A 3,624-nucleotide genomic window follows, 5' to 3' on the forward strand; every position below is an offset into this window, starting at 1 on the left:
ACCAGCGCGCCGCCGCGGCCGGCGCGGGCGCCGGCGGCGAGCTCGCCGAGCCGGGCGCGCGGCGCTTCACGTCCCCAGAGCACGGTGTCCCGGTCAGTCCTCGGGGAGGGCGCCCGCGACGAAGTCGAGGACGCGTTCCAGGCCGTAGCGGAACTGCTCGTCACCGCTCATGTGGGGCAGGCGCGCCTCTTGGACGACGCGCGTGAACATGGGGTAGTCGCCCGAGTCGATCAGCTCGCGGACATGGGGGACGCTCTCCCTCATCCAGCGCTCGGGCGTCAGCCCGCTGCGCTCCATCTCCCGCATCCATTCGATCTCACCGCGCACGGAGCGCTCGACATAGCCGTTCACCATGTCGAGGAGGGTGAGGATCTCGTCGATGGAGATGCCGACGTCCAGCGCGCCGAGCGCGAACTCGGTCAGCCGCAGCCGGTTCGGGCCGAACGTCGGCTGGGGCCGACGCAGGCCCGTCAGCCACGGGTGCCGGCGCCACATCGCGCGGGTTCCCTCGGCGACGAGGGTCAGATCGGCCCGCCAGTCGCCGGACGGCCGGTCGGGCACGCCGGCCTCGCCGAGGACATGGTCGACCATCAGCTCGATCAGGTCGTCGCGGCTCGGCACGTACCGGTACAGCGACATCGCGCCGGTGCCGAGCTCGGCGGCGATGCGGCGCATCGACGCGGCGTCCAGCCCCTCCGCGTCGGCGATGCGCACCGCGGCCTCGGTGATCTGGGCGCGGCTGTAGGCGGGCCGCGGCCCGCGCCCCTGCCGTTCGGGCACCGCCCAGATGCCCGGCCCCCCGCCGTCCGACACCGCGCCTCCTCGTTCGCCCGGGGCCCGGTGGGCCCGCCTACCCGAGATCCTAGTTGCGTACATCGTACCCAGTTGTTTAACCTGGCGCCCATCAGTTGCGTACAGCGTACTCAGTGGAGGTGTCATGGTGGACGGACCGATGGTGGAGGCCGAGGCGCTGCGCAAGCGCTTCGGCGCCACTCGGGCACTGGCGGGGCTCGACCTCGCCGTCCCGGCCGGGACGGTGTGCGGCGTGCTCGGGCCCAACGGCGCGGGCAAGACGACGGCGGTGCGGATCCTGGCGACCCTGATGGACGCCGACTCCGGGCACGCCCGCATCGCCGGGTTCGACGTGGCCCGGAACCCCGCGGAGGTGCGCGCCCGCATCGGGCTCGCCGGGCAGTACGCCGCCGTCGACGAGGTGCTCACCGGCCGGGGCAACCTGCGGATGTTCGGGCGGCTGTCGCACCTGTCCCGCCGCGACGCCCGCCGCCGCGCCGACGAGCTGCTGGAGCGATTCGGGCTGGCGGAGGCCGCCGACCGGCAGGTATCGGGTTACTCCGGCGGCATGCGGCGCCGCCTGGACCTGATCGCCAGCCTCATCCTGCGGCCCCCGGTGCTGTTCCTGGACGAGCCCACGACCGGGCTCGACCCGCGCAGCCGCGGCGAGATCTGGGACAGCGTCCGCGAGCTCGTCGCCGACGGCACGACCGTCCTGCTCACCACCCAGTACCTCGACGAGGCCGACCGGCTCGCCGACGACATCGCGGTCATCGACCACGGCCGGGTCATCGCCACCGGCACGCCGGACGCGCTGAAGACCTCGATCGGAGACCGGCTCGACGTGGTCCTGGAGGACCCGGCCATGGCCCCCGGCGCCGCCGCCGTGCTGCACGGCCTCGCGGGCGCCTACCCGTCGCTGGACGGCGACCGGCTCTCGGTCGCGCTCACCGCCGGGACCGTCCGGATCGCCGAGGTCGTCCGCGAGCTGGACCGCGCCGGGGTCGCGATCGGCGACGTCGGGCTGCGCCGTCCCACGCTCGACGAGGTGTTCCTGCGCCTCACCGGCCGGTCCGGCGACGTCACGGCGGATGCGGAGGAGGGCGGAGACGCCGCCCGCCCCGAGCTCGGCGAGGAGGCCGTCCGATGACCGCTCCCACTCTGGCCGCGCCGCGCACGCCGCTCGCCGGGCGTCTGCGCTGGGCCCTGGCCGACGGCCTCGCGCTCGTGGGGCGCGAGCTGGGCCGGCTGCGCCGGCAACCCGGCGAGCTCATCGCCTCGTTGATCTTCCCCGCCGTCATGGTGGTGCTGTTCGGCTATGTCTTCGGCAGCGCGATCAAGGTGCCCGGCGGCGGGAACTACCGCGAGTACCTGATGCCCGGACTGTTCGCCATGGTGACCTTCACCTCGGTCATGGCGGTCACCCTGCGGGTCGCCACCGACGCCTCCCGGGGCGTGATGGACCGGTTCCGCTCGATGCCGATGGCCCGCTCGGCGGTCCCGTTCGGGCAGACCGGCGCGAACCTCGTCAGCGGGCTGCCCCTGCTCGCCGTCATGGCGGTGGCCGGGCTGCTGGTCGGCTGGCGCGCGCACCGCGGGTTCGTCCCGGCGGCCGAGGCGTTCCTGCTGCTGACCCTGATACGCTACGCGCTGAGCTGGGTCGGCTGCTACCTCGGCCTCGTGGTGCGCGACGAGCAGACCGCGGACCAGCTGATCCCGCTGGTCTTCCCGGTGACGATGCTGTCCAACTCGTTCGTGCCGACCGGCGGGATGCCGGCGGCGCTGCGGGTGATCGCCGACTGGAACCCGGTCAGCGCCCTGACCGCGGCCTGCCGCGCCCTGTTCGGCAATCCGGCGGCGCCCGCCCGGGACGTGGCCTGGCCGACGGCGCATCCCGTCGCGGCGGTGCTGCTGTGGTCGGTGGTCCTGCTGGCGGTGTTCGTCCCCCTGACGGTGCGGACGTACGAGCGCCGTGGCCGCTGACCGGCATGGCCTTTGAGGGACGCGGCCGCGGCCCGCGGCGCGATCTCCGCGCCACGGGCCACGGCCCCGCGTCAGGGGACCCGGCGCACCGCCGCTCCGGTCACCGGTCCCTCCCGCGCTCCTGGTACAGGCGCCGCTGCGCCTTCGCGATCGTCTTCCACTGCTGGCGCTGCTCGGCGCGGAGCCGCGCGTCGGCCCGGGAGGCGATCCACTCGTTCTCGCGGACGAGCTTGCGGTAGCTGTCCAGGCGGCGGGCGGGGAGCGCGCCGTCCTCGACGGCGGCCAGCACGGCGCAGCCGGGCTCGGTCCGGTGCTCGCAGTCGCCGAACCGGCACCGCTCCGCCAGTTCCTCGATCTCGGCGAAGGTCTGCTGGATGCCCTCGGCGGCGTCGAACAGCCCCACGCCACGCAGCCCCGGCGTGTCGATCAGCACGCCGCCGGACGGCAGCGGCAGCAGCTCCCGCCGCACGGTGGTGTGCCGTCCCTTGCCGTCCTGGTCGCGGACGGCGCCGGTGGCGAGCGCGCCGGTGCCGAGCAGCGCGTTGCCCAGCGTGGACTTGCCCGCCCCGGACGGACCGACCAGCACCACCGTCCCGGTGAGGACGGCCGCGACGGCGTCCACGCCGTCGCCGGTGGTGGCGCTGCACGCCACGACGTCCACGCCGGGCGCCGCGGCGGCCACCGCCGCCTCGGCGTCGGCGGTGCCGGCGACCTGGTCGGCCTTGGTGAGCACGACCACCGGCCGCGCGCCGCTCTCCCAGGCCAGCGCCAGCAGCCGCTCGACGCGGCCGAGGTCGAGCCGGGCGGCGAGCGAGACGGCGATGGCGACGGTGTCGACGTTGGCGGCCA

4 protein-coding genes are annotated in these 3,624 nt (G+C 74.9%); 2 read left to right on the top strand and 2 right to left on the bottom strand.

The window, feature by feature from the left end:
• Nucleotides 1-93: 93 nt before the first annotated feature.
• Nucleotides 94-813, bottom strand: a complete 720-nt coding sequence (locus E1291_RS40185) for a TetR/AcrR family transcriptional regulator (RefSeq protein ID WP_242614679.1) — start codon at nucleotides 811-813, stop codon at nucleotides 94-96.
• A gap of 124 nt (nucleotides 814-937) precedes the next feature.
• Between E1291_RS40185 and E1291_RS40190 the strand changes: the two genes are divergently transcribed.
• Entirely contained in the window at nucleotides 938-1,942 is a 1,005-nt protein-coding gene (locus E1291_RS40190; RefSeq protein WP_131743243.1) for an ATP-binding cassette domain-containing protein, read from the top strand.
• On the top strand, nucleotides 1,939-2,775 hold the full coding sequence (locus E1291_RS40195; protein ID WP_131743244.1) for an ABC transporter permease: 837 nt from the start codon (nucleotides 1,939-1,941) through the stop codon (nucleotides 2,773-2,775). The genes E1291_RS40190 and E1291_RS40195 overlap by 4 nt, the downstream gene beginning before the upstream one ends.
• A 100-nt stretch (nucleotides 2,776-2,875) precedes the next feature.
• Here the strand turns inward: E1291_RS40195 and rsgA are convergent.
• The coding region (rsgA, locus tag E1291_RS40200) for a ribosome small subunit-dependent GTPase A (protein WP_131743245.1) at nucleotides 2,876-3,624 on the bottom strand (749 nt) is incomplete at its 5' end.

This window comes from Actinomadura roseirufa (genome assembly GCF_900659635.1).
Taxonomy (GTDB): Bacteria; Actinomycetota; Actinomycetes; order Streptosporangiales; family Streptosporangiaceae; genus Spirillospora; species Spirillospora roseirufa.